16 protein-coding genes are annotated in these 15,599 nt (G+C 71.5%); 10 read left to right on the forward strand and 6 right to left on the reverse strand.

What is annotated here, in order from left to right; all coding sequences use genetic code 11:
- The first annotated feature begins 59 nt into the window (after positions 1 to 59).
- From AC3A3J_RS02695 to AC3A3J_RS02705, 3 genes are read left to right on the forward strand one after another with little or no spacing between them, the layout of a single operon-like run.
- A complete protein-coding gene (locus tag AC3A3J_RS02695; RefSeq protein ID WP_487670815.1) occupies positions 60 to 959 on the forward strand; it encodes an SDR family oxidoreductase in 900 nt (299 codons plus the stop codon).
- Positions 956 to 2,353: an alpha/beta hydrolase gene (locus tag AC3A3J_RS02700; protein WP_487670816.1), complete on the forward strand. Its 1,398-nt coding sequence runs from the start codon at positions 956 to 958 to the stop codon at positions 2,351 to 2,353. Before AC3A3J_RS02695 ends, AC3A3J_RS02700 begins: the two co-directional genes overlap by 4 nt.
- A complete protein-coding gene (locus tag AC3A3J_RS02705; RefSeq protein WP_487670817.1) occupies positions 2,350 to 3,897 on the forward strand; it encodes a GMC family oxidoreductase in 1,548 nt (515 codons plus the stop codon). Before AC3A3J_RS02700 ends, AC3A3J_RS02705 begins: the two co-directional genes overlap by 4 nt.
- Before the next feature lie 27 nt (positions 3,898 to 3,924).
- Here AC3A3J_RS02705 and AC3A3J_RS02710 read toward each other — a convergent pair whose 3' ends face one another.
- Positions 3,925 to 4,509 carry a helix-turn-helix domain-containing protein gene (locus AC3A3J_RS02710; RefSeq protein ID WP_487670818.1) on the reverse strand — a complete coding sequence of 195 codons (585 nt, stop codon included), beginning with the start codon at positions 4,507 to 4,509 and terminating at the stop codon, positions 3,925 to 3,927.
- A gap of 77 nt (positions 4,510 to 4,586) precedes the next feature.
- On the opposite strand from AC3A3J_RS02710, the gene AC3A3J_RS02715 reads away from it, so the two are divergent.
- From AC3A3J_RS02715 to AC3A3J_RS02725, 3 genes are all read left to right on the forward strand, one after another.
- Positions 4,587 to 5,585, forward strand: coding sequence for an NAD(P)/FAD-dependent oxidoreductase (locus AC3A3J_RS02715; RefSeq protein WP_487670819.1), 999 nt, complete (start codon positions 4,587 to 4,589; stop codon positions 5,583 to 5,585).
- Positions 5,582 to 6,274, forward strand: a complete 693-nt coding sequence (locus tag AC3A3J_RS02720) for an SAM-dependent methyltransferase (RefSeq protein WP_487670820.1) — start codon at positions 5,582 to 5,584, stop codon at positions 6,272 to 6,274. Before AC3A3J_RS02715 ends, AC3A3J_RS02720 begins: the two co-directional genes overlap by 4 nt.
- A gap of 65 nt (positions 6,275 to 6,339) precedes the next feature.
- Positions 6,340 to 7,404 (forward strand): hypothetical protein, encoded by a 1,065-nt coding sequence (locus AC3A3J_RS02725; protein WP_487670821.1) that lies wholly within the window; start codon positions 6,340 to 6,342, stop codon positions 7,402 to 7,404.
- A gap of 69 nt (positions 7,405 to 7,473) precedes the next feature.
- Here AC3A3J_RS02725 and AC3A3J_RS02730 read toward each other — a convergent pair whose 3' ends face one another.
- The 4 genes from AC3A3J_RS02730 to AC3A3J_RS02745 all read right to left on the reverse strand — a co-directional run bounded on the left by AC3A3J_RS02730 (position 7,474) and on the right by AC3A3J_RS02745 (position 10,926).
- Complete coding sequence (locus AC3A3J_RS02730; protein ID WP_487670822.1) at positions 7,474 to 7,776, reverse strand: hypothetical protein; 303 nt, start codon at positions 7,774 to 7,776, stop codon at positions 7,474 to 7,476.
- Entirely contained in the window at positions 7,776 to 8,804 is a 1,029-nt protein-coding gene (locus AC3A3J_RS02735; protein WP_487670823.1) for a DUF2510 domain-containing protein, read from the reverse strand. The genes AC3A3J_RS02730 and AC3A3J_RS02735 overlap by 1 nt, the downstream gene beginning before the upstream one ends.
- A gap of 137 nt (positions 8,805 to 8,941) precedes the next feature.
- Positions 8,942 to 10,642: a long-chain-fatty-acid--CoA ligase gene (locus AC3A3J_RS02740; protein WP_487670824.1), complete on the reverse strand. Its 1,701-nt coding sequence runs from the start codon at positions 10,640 to 10,642 to the stop codon at positions 8,942 to 8,944.
- A 47-nt stretch (positions 10,643 to 10,689) separates the two neighbouring features.
- Positions 10,690 to 10,926: a hypothetical protein gene (locus tag AC3A3J_RS02745; protein WP_487670825.1), complete on the reverse strand. Its 237-nt coding sequence runs from the start codon at positions 10,924 to 10,926 to the stop codon at positions 10,690 to 10,692.
- A 317-nt stretch (positions 10,927 to 11,243) separates the two neighbouring features.
- On the opposite strand from AC3A3J_RS02745, the gene AC3A3J_RS02750 reads away from it, so the two are divergent.
- The 4 genes from AC3A3J_RS02750 (at position 11,244) to AC3A3J_RS02765 (ending at position 14,712) form a co-directional block, all read left to right on the forward strand.
- Positions 11,244 to 12,962: an MDR family MFS transporter gene (locus AC3A3J_RS02750; protein WP_487670826.1), complete on the forward strand. Its 1,719-nt coding sequence runs from the start codon at positions 11,244 to 11,246 to the stop codon at positions 12,960 to 12,962.
- Position 12,963: 1 nt separating this feature from the next.
- Positions 12,964 to 13,419, forward strand: coding sequence for a MarR family winged helix-turn-helix transcriptional regulator (locus AC3A3J_RS02755; RefSeq protein ID WP_487670827.1), 456 nt, complete (start codon positions 12,964 to 12,966; stop codon positions 13,417 to 13,419).
- A 65-nt stretch (positions 13,420 to 13,484) separates the two neighbouring features.
- Complete coding sequence (locus AC3A3J_RS02760; protein WP_487670828.1) at positions 13,485 to 13,967, forward strand: MarR family winged helix-turn-helix transcriptional regulator; 483 nt, start codon at positions 13,485 to 13,487, stop codon at positions 13,965 to 13,967.
- Between the two features lie 253 nt (positions 13,968 to 14,220).
- Positions 14,221 to 14,712 carry a hypothetical protein gene (locus AC3A3J_RS02765; protein WP_487670829.1) on the forward strand — a complete coding sequence of 164 codons (492 nt, stop codon included), beginning with the start codon at positions 14,221 to 14,223 and terminating at the stop codon, positions 14,710 to 14,712.
- A 19-nt stretch (positions 14,713 to 14,731) separates the two neighbouring features.
- Here the strand turns inward: AC3A3J_RS02765 and AC3A3J_RS02770 are convergent, their stop codons facing one another.
- Positions 14,732 to 15,562: a zinc-ribbon domain-containing protein gene (locus tag AC3A3J_RS02770; RefSeq protein ID WP_487670830.1), complete on the reverse strand. Its 831-nt coding sequence runs from the start codon at positions 15,560 to 15,562 to the stop codon at positions 14,732 to 14,734.
- Between the last annotated feature and the right edge of the window lie 37 nt (positions 15,563 to 15,599).

The following is a 15,599-nucleotide window of genomic DNA, read 5'->3' on the forward strand; positions in this document are numbered from 1 at the left end:
GTCGCGACCCCGAAAGCAAGGCCTCGTCCGAGATTTTCGTCTGACTTAGCGTGAAACGCATGCCGCAGCGTGATCAGTACGAGCCGACCAACCCCCTCACCCAGTACGACCGCGTCGAGCCGCCGCTCCAGCATCAGCCCGAGCCGGGCGTGCAGGCCCGCATGACACCGGTGCCCGATCTCGGTGAGGCGACCTACCGCGGCACCGGCCGCCTCGAGGGGCGCCGGGCGCTCATCACGGGGGGCGACTCGGGAATCGGCGCCGCCGCCGCGATCGCATTCGCCCGCGAGGGGGCGGACGTCGTCATCGCCCACCTGCCCGGCGAAGAGGAGGACGCCGCACACGTGCTCGCGCTCATCGCGGATGCCGGGCGCCGGGGCCGTGCGATCATCGCCGACGTCTCCGACCCCGAGCAGTGCCGTCGCCTGGTGTCGGAGGCAGCGGACTTCCTCGGGGGCCTCGACGTGCTCGTGAACAACGCGGGCAAGCAGATCGCGATCGATCGGGTCGAAGACCTCAGCGACGAGCAGTTCGAGCAGACGTTCCGCACGAATGTGTTCGCGAACTTCTGGATCACCAAGGCCGCGCTCGCACACCTCGGCGAGGGGGCGAGCATCATCAACACGGCGTCGCTCGAGGCGTACAAGCCCTCGCCCGACCGCCTCGACTACGCGGCGACGAAGGCCGCGATCAACAACCTGTCGAAGGGGCTCGCGCTGCAGCTCGCGCCGCGGGGCATCCGTGTCAACGTCGTCGCGCCGGGCCCGGTGTGGACGGCACTGCAGGTGTCGGACGGGGTGTCCGACGAGCAGATGGCGGCGTTCGACGACGAGAACACCTACCAGCGCGCCGGGCAGCCGGCGGAGCTCGCTCCGGCCTACGTCTTCCTCGCCTCGGCGGAGTCGGGGTACGTCTCGGGCGAGACCCTCAACGTCAACGGCGGCATGGTCACCCCGTGACCGGCCACGACTGCACGGTCTTCGTGCTCCCCGGTCTCGGTCTCGACCGTTCCGCTGCGCACGCGATCGCGGGCGAACTCGACCCGCGTTTCCGCGTGGTCGCTGTCGAACTGCCGGGCCACGGCGATGCGCCCGACGCCCCGGACGGCTCGGTCGAGGCGCAGATCGATGCCGCCGCGGCCGCGATCGAGGCGCACGCCGACGGCGGCCCGTGGCTGCTGTGCGCACACAGCATGGGCGGCAAGGTCGCCGCGCGCCTGGCGGCTCGCGTACGCGACGGCGAGCTGCCGGTGTTCGGTCTGCTCGGCATGGTGCTGCTGGCGCCGTCGCCGCCGACGCCCGAGCCGATGCCCGACGAGAAGCGCAGCGAGATGCTGTCATGGGTGGCCGACGGCCCGATCGCCGAGGCGGATGCCCGCACCTTCATCGATGACAACGTCGGCGCTCCGCTGCCCTCGGCAACGGAGAGGGCCGTGCTCGACGCCGTGCAGGGCGTCTCGCCGGTCGCCTGGCGCCGGTGGCTGGAGCAGGGGAGCCGCGAAGACGTGACCGACGCGGTCGGTGTGCTCGACCTGCCGTGCGTGGTGCTCGCAGGCGACGACGACGACGCGCTCGGGTCGGCGGCTCAGCCCGCACTCCTGACGGACGTCTACCCCCGTGCGCGATTCGTCGCGCTCGAGCAGACGGGTCATCTGCTGCCGTACGAGAGCTCGGCCGAGATCGGCCAGGCGATCGTGCGCCTCTGGGACGAGATCGTCGCGCACAGCGCGCTGGTGCCCGCCGAGTGGGGGCGGCTGCTGTCGTCGCCGCGCACGACCGACCGCGTGCGCCGCACCCTCTCACGGCGCGCGCTTCCCGACGACCCCAACTACCAACCGCGCACGCTGAGCCCCGCGCAGCTCGACCTGCTGCGCGAGATCGCCGACCGTCTCGTGCCGCAGCCCGACGGCAGCCGCATCGATCTCGCGGCGCGGGTCGACGCCGACCTCGCGGCGGGCGGCGGCGACGGATGGCGTCCCGCCGGCGCGCTCTCCGACGACGAGGCGTATCGCGTCGGACTCGATGATCTCGCCCGCGGCTGGCCGGTGAGCGCGACGGAGCAGGATGCTCTCATCGACGCGGTCACCGCCGGGAAGGGGGTCGAGGGTGGGCGCATCCCGCCCGACGATCTGCGCCGCTGGTTCGAGGATCTGCGTGTCGACGTGGTGCGGGAATGGCTGTGCCACCCGGCGTCGCTGGCCCGCGTCGGCTACGACGGGTTCGCGACGGGGGCGGAGGACCTCGCGTTCGCCGGGTTCGAGACCCTGCGGGCGGATGCGCGCGATGCCTGGGAACCGTCGGAGCTGGGCAACCTCGTGGCCGACGACGCGATCGACGAGGGGGAGGCCGCATGAACCTCGACGGCATGAAGACCTACGACCACACCGACGAGGTCGACGTCGTCGTGGTGGGGACCGGTGCCGGTGGGGCGCCGCTGCTCGCCCGGCTCGCCGAACGCGGTCTGCGCGTGGTGGCGATCGAGGCCGGGCCGAACCACGACCCCGCCGAGTACACGCCCGACGAGATCGACGCGACCGCGATCAACTGGATGTCGAGCCGCTTCAGCGGAGGAGAGGCCCCGACGGCGTTCGGCCCGAACAACAGCGGCTTCGGCGTGGGCGGGGGCACGGTGCACTGGGGTGCGTTCACCCCTCGACCGGATGCCCGCGACCTGCGCCTGCGCACCGAGACGGGTCTCGGCGCCGACTGGCCGGTCGATCACGACGAGCTCACCCGCTACGTGGCCGAGGTCGAGGCGTACATCGGCGTCTCCGGTCCGACCCCGTACCCGTGGGACCCCTCCCGCACGTATCTCACCCCGCCGCCGCAGCGGAACGCCGCGGCCGACATCATGGCCCGGGGTGCGGCGGCCCTCGGCATCCGCGCCACCGACGGACCCACGGCGATCCTCACCCGCGACCGCGATCAGCCGTACCACGGCCTGCGGCACGCGACGACGAACGTGGGGTCGATCCATCAGGGCGAGCGTCACGGCGCCAAGGCGACGACGGCCATCACCTACCTGCCGGCCGCTGTCGCGCACGGCGCGGAGATCCGTCCGGATGCCGTCGTGCACACGATCGAGCGCGACACGACCGGGCGCGTGACCGCGGTCGTGTACCGGCAGGACGGGGTGGACCGGCGCCAGCGCTGCGCGGCCCTGGTGCTGGCCGGCGGCGGCATCGAGACGCCGCGTCTGCTGCTGCACAACGGCCTCGCCAACTCGAGCGGCCAGGTGGGCCGCAACTTCCTCGCGCACGGCGCGGTGCAGGTGTGGGGGCGCTTCGACGAGCAGATCCGCGGATACCGCGGCTACCCCTCGGCGCTCATCACCGAGGACTTCGTGCGCCCGCGCGACGCCGACTTCGCGGGCGGCTATCTGCTCCAGAGCCTCGGCGTCATGCCCTTCACCTATGCCACCTCGCTCGTACGCGGGGGCGGTCTCTGGGGTGCCGAGCTGATGGAGGAGCTGCAGGAGGGTCGCTACGGCGCCGGCATCGGCATGAACGCCGAATGCCTGCCCTCCGACGCCAACCGCGTCGAGCTCTCGGACGAGGAGGACGAGTGGGGTCTGCCGCGGGCGACGATCTCGTTCACCCCGGGCGACAACGAGAAGGCGATCGACGCCCACGCCATCGACGTGATGACGCGCATCCTCGAGGCGGCGGGCGCCACGCGCACGCGGGTGCTGGCGCGCACCGCGCACACCCTCGGCACCTGCCGCATGAGCGACGACCCCGACGAGGGCGTGGTGGATGCCGACGGCCGATCGCACGACATCGACAACCTCTGGGTGTGCGACAACTCGACCTATCCGAGCGCGTTGACCGCCAACCCGGGTCTCGCCCAGATGGCGCTCTCGCTGCGCACCGCCGATCGGATGCTCGCCGCGAGGTAGCCGGGGCACTCGCCGCCGAGGCCGCGGTCAGTCGCCCCTCGTTGCGGGGCGGGCCCGCAGGTGGATGCGCTTGCCCTCCTTGCTGAAGATCGACAGGATCTCGGTCGGGCGCGTCCCGACCGCCCCCAGCCAGTGCGGGATGCGGGTGTCGAATTCGGCGGCCTCTCCGGGGCCGAGCGTGACATCCTGCTCGCCGAGCACGAGGCGCAAGCGACCCGAGAGCACGTAGAGCCACTCCTGGCCGTCGTGCACCTTGAGCTGCGGCGGAGCCGTCGCGCCGGCGGGGTTCGCGGGGAACGTGACCTTGTAGGTCTGCACGGGGCTCGTCTCGGGCGACAGCGTCTCGAAGAGCACGTCGTCGGTGCGCCGGGTGGTGCGCACGACGCGCGGGTCGGGCGCCTTGCGCGGCACGATGTCGTCGAGCTCCAGGCGGAGCGCCCGGGCGATCGGCACGACCAGCTCCAGATTGGGCGCCCGCTTCCCGGCCTCGAGCCGGGACAGCGTGCTCGATGAGATGCCGGTCGCCTCGGAGAGGTCGGCGAGGGTCATGCTGCGCTTCTCGCGCCAGCTCTTCAGGCGGGGGCCGACGAGGGCGACCGAGGCATCGGGCATCCGCCTCTCCTCCGATCGAGGTTGCCATTTCGGCATGGATATTTGCTGCAACTGTAACACCGGCGCATCCTGTCGGTATGCCTCACGACATCGACACCTCCACCCCCGTCCTCGACCGCGAGCACTGGGACGTCATCATCCTCGGCGGGGGAGCGGCCGGCCTCAGCGCTGCCCTCATCCTCGCTCGCGCCCGCCGCCGCGTGCTCGTGCTCGACACCCACGAGCCGCGCAACCGCTTCGCCCCGCACATGCACGGCGTGCTGAGCCGCGACGGCTACTCGCCGCTCGACCTCGTCGCCGACGGACGCCGCGAGGTGCGGGCCGTGGACGGCGTGATCGCGGATGCCCGGGCGGTCGAGGCCCGCGCGATCGACGACGGCTTCGAGATCGTGACCGACGACGGCACGCGTCTGACCGGCCGACACCTGCTCGTCGCGACGGGAGTCCGCGACGCGCTCCCCGACGTCCCGGGGCTCGCCGATCAGTGGGGGCGCGGTGTCGTGGCGTGCCCGTACTGCGACGGCTACGAGGCATCCGGCCGCGCCATCGGCGTGCTGCTCGGATCGGCCGCGGGGGCGCACAAGGCGCACATGCTGCGGTCGTACTCCGACGACATCACCGTGTTCACGGCGCTGGCCGACCCGCTGGCCGAGGCCGACCGCCGGGTGCTCGCGCAGCGCGGCATCCGCATCGACGACCGCCCCGTGACCGGCGTCGAGACCGACGGCGACCGCGTGACCGGCCTCCGGCTCGCCGACGGCGCGATCGCCGCCGTCGACGTCGTGTTCGCGGAGCCGACGATGGTCGGGCTCGACGACGTGCTGCAGCAGTTGGGTGCGGAGCGGACCGACGGGCCGATGGGGTCGTGGACCGCGGTCGACGCCTTCGGTCGCACCAGCGTGCCGGGCCTCTGGGCGGCCGGCACCTCCGCGAACCCCGCGGCGCTCGTGCCGCTCGCGATGGGGTCGGGAGCGACCGCTGCCCTGACGATCAACGGCGAGCTGATCGCCGAGGAGGTCGCCGCCGCCGCGGCGCTCGCTGCGGATGCCGCCGGCACCGGCGGGGCGGCGGCATGAGCCGGACGGACGGGCGGGGGCGGCCGGCTCCCGACGAGCATCCGGTCTCGCCCGCCGAGTTCTGGGAGCAGCGCTACCGCACCCATCGCGACGAGCGCGGCCAGGTGTGGAGCGGGCGCGTGAACCCCGCGGTCGCACAGGAGGCGGCCGGTCTCGCGCCCGGTACCGCGCTCGAGCTGGGCAGCGGCGAAGGAGGAGACGCCCTCTGGCTGGCGGAACGGGGCTGGACCGTCACCGCTCTCGACATCTCGGCCACCGCGCTCGCCGTCGGGGCCGCGCAGGCCGCCGCCCGCGGCGTGGCCGACCGGATCACCTGGGTGCAGGCCGACCTCGTCGGCTGGCGGCCCGACACGGAGTACGACCTCGTGACCTCGGCGTTCTTCCACTCGCCCTTCGACTTCCCGCGGGAGGAGATCCTGCGGCGGGCCACACGCGCCGTCGCCCCCGGCGGGACGCTGCTCATCGTCGGGCACGGCGAGCCGCCTCCGGGACTGGCGAGGGGCCACGACCGGGAGCATGCGGCATCGGGTCCGCCTCTGCCCGGTCCCGACGAGGTGCTCGCCGCCCTCGACCTGCCGGCCGGATGGGTGGTCGAGCGCAATGCGAGCGTGACGCGCGAGGCGACCCGGCCCGACGGCAGCGCCATGGAGGTCAGCGACACCGTCGTACGGGTGCGACGCCCGGCCTGAGCGCACGGATGCAGCGGCGGGCCCACAGCCGAGGCGACGAAGGCCCCGCTGGTAGAAAGAGACGTATGGATGCCCGGCCGCCGATCTTCGACGATGCGGCCCTGCGGGCCCCGGTGGACCCGACCCGAGCGCGCGCCGAGGGCAGCGCGCTGCGGCGACGCGCCGGGGGCCGTGTAGGCGAGGTCGTCGGCGTCGGATGGGTCGTCGTGCAGAGCGTCGTGCTCGTCGTGGGTCTCGGCATCCTCGTCGCGCTCGCCGTGCTGGTGGTGCAGATGGTCTTCGGCGCGTACGGGGCGAACGTGCTGACCGTCGTGATCCCGGTGCTTACCGTGCTGCCGTTCGCGATCATCCGGGCGCGGGGGGTTCTGGCGTCTCGCCGCGCGACGGATGCCGCGTGGTACCGCCTCACCCGGTTCGCCGAGGCCAACGGGCTGACCTTTCAGCTCGTCGAGCCCGACCCGCAGGGGGTGGCCGCGATCTACCGGGTCGGGAAGCACCGGGTGGCGTCCGATGTCATCACCCGGCCGGGACCGCAGGGGCCCACGGTCTCGTCGTACGCGTTCGACACCTTCGTGGGCCGAACCCGCATGCCCCACGCGCACACCGTGGTGCGGTTCGGCCTCACGTCGCGGCTGCCGTCGTTCGTCATCGCGACCCAGACGCGCGGCCTCGTGGGTCGCGCCTGGGAGGATGCGCCATGGTGGCGCACCGTCCCGATCGAGGCGTCCTTCGACGAACGGTTCGAGGTGCGGTGCGCGCCGCGCGACGACGACGCGGTGCGGGGCGTGCTGACTCCGCAGGTGCGTCGGGCGCTCGCGCTCGCCGCGTACGCCGACGTCGAGGTCACCGGCACCGAGGTCTTCGTCGTCACCCGGAGCGCCGTGCCCACCGCCGACCCGGCGTTCTGGCAGTGGGTGGGCGGGCTCGCCGACATGGTGCGGCTGCTCGACGGTGCGCCCGACCCGGCCGCGGCGCCGGTTCCCGTGGGGGACGATGATGCGCGATCGTACCTCGACCAGTTGTTCACGTCGCCGCCCGTCGCGAAGACCGCCTTTGTCGGATGCCTCGTGCCGCTGCTGCTCGGCCTCGCCGCCGCCGCGGTGCTCACTCTGCTCGGCGTCGCGGCATAGCCCTTCCCTGGCCACCCCCTCGCCGGCCCGCCGTGCGGTCCCGATCGGCCTCCTGCAGCCCGCCGGCCGTCAGCCGAGCCACTCCCGCAGGTCGGAGATGACCTCTTCCCGGCTCACGCCGGTCGCGTCGGCGAGCAGCTGCACGAGCCGCATGATCGTGACGGTGCTGCCGCCGACCAGGTTCGACAGGTCGAGCGTCACCTCGTCGCGCTCGTTGACGAGCACGCGGTATGCGCCGTCGATGTCGTTGAGGCGCTGCACGGCGAGATCCATCGCCGCGCTGTTGTCGTGCCGGTCGACGTCGAACGCCGACACCGCGTCGAGGATCACGTTCGCCGACTCGCGGCCCGCCTCCGGCATGCGGGGAAGCATCAGAAGCCTGCCGCCCGCGGCGGTTCGTCCGGCGGGAAGAGCAGTCGCACCTGCGTCTTCGTCATCGCCGCGATGAGCGCGCCGGCGCCGGCGAACACGACGCCGCCCACCACGAGGATCCATCCGATCGGAGTCCACAGGCCATCGTCGCCCTGCACGGAGCCGACCACGATGCCCACGATGCCGGCGACCACGACGGCCGCGGCCACGACGAGGATTCCGATGGTCATCCGACGCATCGTCCGGCGGGTCTTCTCGGCGTGGAACGTCGGCCGGATGCCGAAGCGCGCGTGCGTGTACTGACTCCAGCGGGCGCCCGTCCACCAGCGGGTCGTGCTCGCCGAGATCGGGTACCACCCTGCGCCGGCGCCCTCCTGCTCACCCGGGAGGGGGCGGAACACATCGAGCGTCAGCGGCGCGGAGGTCGGCGCCGGGATGCGCAGCACCGCCGTGGTCTGCGCTGCGATCGCGAACCAGAGGAGGGCGAGGAACAACGTCGGCACCGCGGAGAACGACACCGAGGGAGCTTGCAGTGCGAGCGAGAGCTGGGTGCCGCCGAGCACGAGGAAGAGCGCTCCCATCCCCCAGGCGACGCCCACCTGCTCGACGTTCGCCCAGTCGGTGCCCGGTACGCCGTCTTTCGTGCGCATCGCGGTCCACTTCGCGCCGTCCCACCATCGCGCGGGCCCCGCCGGCGTCTGGTACCAGCCGGGCTGCGTCGCGGGTGTGGCGGGTGTGGCGGGTGTGGCGGGTGTGGCGGGTGCGGCGGATGCGGCGGGCGCGGATGCCGGTGCGGGCGCGGATGCCGGTGCGGGCGCCGATGCCTGTGTCGGGGCGGGGGCGGATGCCCGGGCGGGCGCCGATGACGCTGCGGGTGCGACCGACGGGGGCGCGGCGATCGGCGCCGAGGGGGTGGGTGCAGCCGCCGCGGCGGGAGCATCCGCCTCGTGCGCCGTCCACTGCTGGCCGTCCCACCAGCGCACGCGCCCCGGCGTGCCCGCGTCGTACCATCCCGGTGCTGCGTTCATGTCTTCGACCCTCCGCCTCGACGTTCGTCGTCCGCGCCAGCGCCGAGCGCGGTGCGGTTCCCCTGACGACGAGTCTGGCGTATCGCGGCCCGGGCGGCGCGACACGCCGCCGCGAGCCTCGACGACGGCCGCGATGATCAGCGGCGAGCGAGCAGCTGGTCGCGGACCTCGCGGCGCAGCACCTTGCCGATGAGCGAGCGCGGCAGGTCGTCGACCAGCACGATGCGCCGCGGCACCTTGTAGGGCGTGAGGCGGGTGCGGCAGAAGTCGCGCAGCGCCTCGGCATCCTGCGCCGCGCCCGGTCGCAGCACGACCGCCGCCGCCACCTCTTCGCCGCCGCTCTCACGGGGAAGACCCACGACCGCAGCCGACGCGACGTCGGGATGCGCCTGCAGGGCGTCTTCGACCTCGCTCGGCGAGACGTTGAACCCGCCCGTGATGATGAGCTCCTTCAGACGGTCGACGATCGTCACGAACCCGTCGGCCGAGACCTCGGCGATGTCGCCCGACCGCAGCCACCCGCCGGGGAGCAGCGCGGCGGCCGTCTCGCCCGGCTTGTTCCAGTAGCCCTGGAAGACCTGCGGGCCGCGGATGAGGAGCTCGCCCGGCTCCCCGGCCCCCACATCGGTGGTGGGGTCGGCGGGGTCGACGATGCGGATGTCGGTGCTCGGGAACGGCACTCCGACCGTTCCGGGGCGCCGGGTGGGGCCGATCGGGTTGCCGAGTGCGACCGGAGAGGCCTCGGTCATGCCGTAGCCCTCGACGAGCAGACCGCCGGTCGCGTCCTCCCACCGCTCGACGGTCGCGACGGGCAGGCTCATCGCGCCCGAGATCGCGAAGCGGACGGTCGAGAGGTCGAGCTTCCGACGGCCGGCCGCGCGGGCGAGCTGGTCGTAGATCGGGGGCACCGCGGGGAGGAACGTCGGCGGACTCGTGCGCGCGGCGTCGGTGACGAGGCCGAGGTCGAAAGTGGGGAAGAGCACGAGCTTCGCGCCGATGCTCATCGCGAATGTGAGGCACAGCGTCATGCCGTAGGCGTGGAAGAGGGGGAGTACGCCGTAGAACGTCTCCTCGCCCTCGGCGAGGCCCGGCACCCAGGCGCGACCCTGCATCGCGTTCGCCCGCAGGTTGGCGTGGGTGAGGATCGCGCCCTTGGGAATCCCCGTCGTACCGCTCGTGTACTGCAGCAGCGCGATGTCGTCGAGCGCGGGCGAGGCGATGCGCCGGGGGAGTCGGCGCTGGTCGACCAGCTTCTTCCACGGCACGATGCCGCGCGCTTGAGGCGTGGCGGTCAGCTTCGCGCGCGATTCCCGCGCCTTCGCGACGGGCAGCCGCAGGAGCAGGCGCTTCGAGAGCGGCATCGCCGCCACGAGGTCGACGCTGACGATGTGCTCGACGGTGAGGTCGTCGGGAAAGCCCGCGATCGTGTCGACGGCCTTGTCCCAGACGATGGCGACGCGTGCGCCGTGGTCTTCGAACTGATGCCGCAGCTCGCGGGCGGTGTAGAGCGGGTTGTGCTCCACGACGATCGCCCCGAGCCGCAGCGCCGCGTAGAACGCGACGACGTGCTGCGGGCAGTTCGGCAGCACCAGGGCCACGCGGTCGCCGTGCCCGACGCCGAGACGCCGCAGCCCCTCGGCCGCCCGCTCGATCTGCTCGCCCAGGTCGTGATAGCTGGTCACCGCGCCGAAGAACTCGAGCGCGGGCCGCCGGGCGAAACGCCGCACGCTCTCCGCCATCATCTCGGGAAGGGTCTGCGTCGGGGCGTCGATCTGGGCGGGAACGCCCTCCGCGTACGCGCTGAGCCACGGGCGGGAGTCGAGAGGAGCAGCATCCATGGGCTCATCCTGCCCGCCCCGGCTGTGTACCGGCCCTGCGGCTGCGGTCAGCCGGACGATGCGGTCATGCGGCGGATCTGTTCGGCGTATCCGTCGAGGACGCCGAGGATCCCTCGGTGCTGCCACACGCGGTTGCGCCCGCGCCCGGTCGTCTCGGTGAGCACACCGCGCTCCGTGAGCGCGTCGAGTGCGCGCCATACCGTCATCTCGCTCAGGTCCAGCGTCCGGGTCAGGTACGCCGTGTTCACTGCGGGCTGACCGATGAGGGCCGGCAGATCTTCCACGCCGCGGCATCCGATCGGATGCCCCTGAGCGACTCGCGCGAGTCGCGGAGTTGAGCGACGAGGTCTTCCACGAGGCGCGTACCGGTACTCGCCGCGATGCGGCTGGCAGACGCGAACTCGCGCACGATCGGGCCGGCGTCTCCGGCGCGGAACGCGGTGAGAGCGTCTTACTAACACTTATGCGGATAAGTGTGAGCAAGGGGTCATGCCCAGCCGCAGAATCTTCGCCGTCGGTTGCTCGCGGTCAACAGTTGCATTTTCGCAACTAAAGATCTATAGTTGACACTTATCAACTTCCTACTCAGGAGCATCCACACGTGACAACGCATTCCTCCCCTCCCGCGGCCGAAGCCACGCGCTCGGCACGCGAGGTCTTCACAGCCATCTCCGGCCTCGTCGTCGGCATGTTCGTCGCCGTGCTCTCGGGCACGGTCGTGTCGACCTCGATGCCGGTCATCATCGCCGACCTCGGCGGCACGCAGTCCCAGTACACCTGGGTCATCACCGCGAGCCTGCTCGCGACCGCCGTCTCGACCCCGATCTGGGGCAAGCTCGCCGACCTGGTCGACCGCAAGATCCTCGTGCAGATCTCGCTCATCCTCTTCACCGTCGGCACCGTGATCGCGGGCTTCTCGACCGACACGAACATGCTCATCGCCGTGCGCGTCGTGCAGGGCATCGGCGTCGGCGGCCTCATGTCGCTGGTCATGATCGCCGTCGCGCTGATCATCTCGCCCCGCGAGCGCGGCAAGTACATGGGCGTCGTCGGCGGCATCATGGCCCTCGGCACCATCGGCGGCCCGCTGCTCGGCGGACTCCTCACCGACGTGTGGGGCTGGCGCTCGAACTTCTTCGTCGGGGTTCCGTTCGCGATCCTCGCCCTCGTGCTGCTGCAGTTCACCCTGCACCTGCCGAAGCCGCAGCGCGACCGCAAGGTGTCGATCGACTACTTCGGCATCGTGCTGCTCGCCGTCGGCGTCTCGAGCCTGCTCATCTGGGTCTCGATGGGTGGCAACCAGTTCGAGTGGGACTCCTCGACGAGCATCATGCTGGCCGTGCTCGCCGGCGTCGCGATCGTCGGGTTCATCGCGGTCGAGTTCTTCGTCACGGAACCGATCGTCCCGATGTCGCTGTTCCGCAACCGCACCTTCACCCTCTCGGTGATCGCGTCGATCGCCATCGGCGTCTCGATGTTCGCGACCTCGGTGTTCCTCGCCCAGTACTTCCAGCTCGCCCGCGGCGCCACGCCGACCGAGTCGGGCCTCATGACCATCCCCATGATCATCGGTCAGATGGGCGCCTCGATCATCATCGGCCAGCTCGTGAGCCGGTTCGGCAAGTGGAAGAGCTGGATGCTCGTCGGATCGGTGCTCGCCACCGTCGGCGTCAGCCTCATGTCGACCCTGCGCTACGACACCCCGTTCCCGCTCGTCGCGACCTACATGTTCGTGCTCGGCGCCGGCCTCGGCATGGTGATGCAGAACCTCACCCTCATCGTGCAGAACGACACCGCCCCGCAGCAGCTGGGTGCAGCGTCGTCGAACGTCAACTTCTTCCGCACGATCGCCGGCACCATCGGCGTGACGATCATGGGATCGCTGCTGTCGAGCAGCGTCGCCACGTACGTCAAGGACGGACTGAAGGGCTTCGTGCCCACGTCGCAGGACGAGGTCGACGCGCTGCAGCACCTCGGGTCGGGCGACGTGCCCAAGGTCGGCGAGCTGCCGGAGACGGTGCGCTCGATCGTCGAGAGCGCGTACGGCCACGGCATCGCGGATGCCTTCATCATCGCCATCCCGCTCGCGGTGATCGCGGTGATCGCCATCGCGTTCATCAAGAACAAGCCGCTGTCGACCAAGAACGCTGCGGAGCAGATGCGCGAGCAGGCAGAGGACTCCGCCATCGAGGTGGCAGAGGCCGAGGTCGGAGCGTCGCTGCGCACCGGTTCGATCCGCACCCACGGCGCGGACGGCGTCTCGACGTCGACCGGTTCGGTCACGGTTCTCGAACGCGAGGATCGGGAGACGGGGCGCTGAGGTGACTGTCTCGCAGACGGCGGCATCGCCCGAGGTCGACAGTGCGCTGGCCGACCTGCAGACGCACCTGAACCTCATCTTCGCCCGCACGCGGACGCTGTGGAAGGAGTCGGCCGCGCGCATCGACCCCGAGCTGCAGGTCGGCGGGTACAAACTGCTGACATTCATCGATCGGGCCGGCACGGCGAGCGCTCACGAGCTCGCCGACCGGTTCGAGATGGACAAGTCGGTCATCAGTCGGCAGGTGCGGATGCTCGAGGAGCTGGGGCTTCTCGAGTCCCGCCCCGATGAGCGCGACGGGCGGCTGCGGGTGCTCACCCCAACCGCGCAGGCCTGCTCGGCGCTCGCTGAGCTGCGGCGCGATCACAGCATCCGTCTGCGGGAGGTCGTCGAGGAGTTGACGCCCGACGAGATCGCCGCGGCCTCGAAGGTGTTCCGACTGCTCGCCGAGGTCTGAGACCCTCGTTCGTCGAAGCCCCGCCGGTCCCTGTGCCGGCGGGGCTTCGCCGTAAGCTGGCGGGCATGAGCAGCGCACCCGACGACCCCGCCCGCGAGGGCGAGACCGCCGGTCTCGACGACCCCGAACTGGCCGCGGCCGTGCATCGCGTCGAGCACGAACTCGGCCGTCTGTTCGCCCGCATCCGGGTGAGCTGGCGAGAAGCCGCGGCGACCGTGCATCCCGAGCTCCAGCCTCTCGGCTACCAGGTGCTGACGTCGATCGCGAGCGGCAAAGCCACCTCGGCCGGAGCGATCATCGAGCGCCTGCAGACCGACAAGTCGGCCGTGAGTCGTCATGTGCGACAGCTCGAACAGCTCGGGCTGGTCGAGAGCGTGCCCGACCCCGACGACCGTCGGGCGCGGGTGCTCGTCGCGACGCCCCTCGCCCAGGAGCGCATCGCCCTCGCCCGGTCGCACTACGAGGCGCGCCTCGCCGACCGGTTGCGCCCGTGGTCGCCTGCCGACCTCGACCACTTCTCCGCGCTGCTCGCCGCCTTCGGCGACTGATGGCGCGTCCTCCCGCCGGGAATAGCCCGCTCCGAGGGAGATCTCCCGCTCCGAAGGAGATCACGCGCTCCGAAGGGAGCGCCCGTTCCGAAGGAGAACGCCCTTTACGAAGGAGCGATCTCTCGGATTCGTCCTTCGTTTCGGGAGATCTCCGGCGTCCCCGGCCCTCCGTGGGGGCGCCAGAGAAGCATGCTGATATGCCTACTCGTGGACTCTCGACACGGGCGACGCGCGGGTAGTACGGTCTCGGTTCATGACTGTGAACAAGCGATTCGTCGCTCTGCCGGCACTCGGGGCCATCGCTCTGCTCGTCCTCATCACCTCCGGATGCAGTAACGCCTCCGCCCCGGCAGCGACCTCGACCGAAGCGGCACCGACGGCGGAGTCTTCGGCCGCGCCGGAGGCGGCCGCCACCGACGAGGAATCGTGCGCAGGTTTCGGTGACGTGATGACGATCCTGCACAACGTCGGAGCCGCCGTGCACGAACAGCGCATGAGCGAGCGGGAACGAGAGGGATGGTACGGCTTGGCCACCCGCGTGCTCGACCGCGTTCCCGCATCGGGTGAGGGAGACATCTCCGACGCGCTGGCGGCGATGAAGAAGGCTGCTCCTCCAGTCGGTATCGACGGAGGTGCGACGTCGACGATCGAGTCCGAGGCCTTCAATGCCGCCGGCGAGGAGCTGCGCGAGGCGTGCGAGGCTGCGGGGTATGAGAACACCATGGAAGCATTCATCGGGGGCTGACGACGTCGGGCGCCGCCGGTCAGCGGAGGTAGGCGTCGACCAGGAGCGCGCCGCGGATGTCGCGGAGACGGTCGATCACCCGTGCCACGCCCGCCGCCCCGACGGAGGAGAGCTGCAGGTCGTGCGCGCCGAGCGGTTCGAGGCGGCCCATGCGAAGGCGCACGACCTCCCATCCGGCGGCGCGGAGGGCGCGGTCCTTGCGGCGATCGGCGGCCTCTCGCTTGCCGACATGCTCGAGCCCGTGCCGGCCGACCGTGTCGTACTCGATGGCCACGCGGAGTTCGGGGAGGACGATGTCGGGCCACACCTCGGTGTGGCGGAAGAACGGGCGAGCGACCTTGACGGCGTTGTGATCGAACGTGAAGCTCAGCCGCTCGACGAGGGCGGCACGCAGTCGCGCCTCGGCGGCGGATGCGGGCTTCGGTGCGCACACGCTGAGGAACGGGGTTCCCGTCGCGACATCGGGCGTCTTCGTGCACACCGGGGGCGCGGCGCGCTTCGGCGTCGCAGGGATCGCACGAGGCTCGCCGAGGATCACGGACTTCGGACGCGCGAGGGCCGAGCACTCCGGGCACCAGGACGATCGCCGACGCACTCTCCCCGGTCGCTCGCGCTGCTCGGATGGAGTGGCCGCGAACCGGTGCCCCAGCGGGCACTCCCAGCACAGCAGCACGTCGGCGGCGAGCGGCACCTGTGACAGGACGATGCCGTGGTTGAGCTCGGGATGGTACTGGCGGATCAGTTCGGGATACGCCGCCCAGCCGGCGCGGAACGCGCCCACCTCGTACGGCACGGCGCGGCCGCGCGAGAACTGACGTCGCGCCCACCACTGCAGAACCGGCTCGGCCACGGAGCCGACGGTACGCGGTGCCTCCGACATCGCGCTC

It is taken from the genome of Microbacterium sp. Soil_N32 (genome assembly GCF_057655505.1).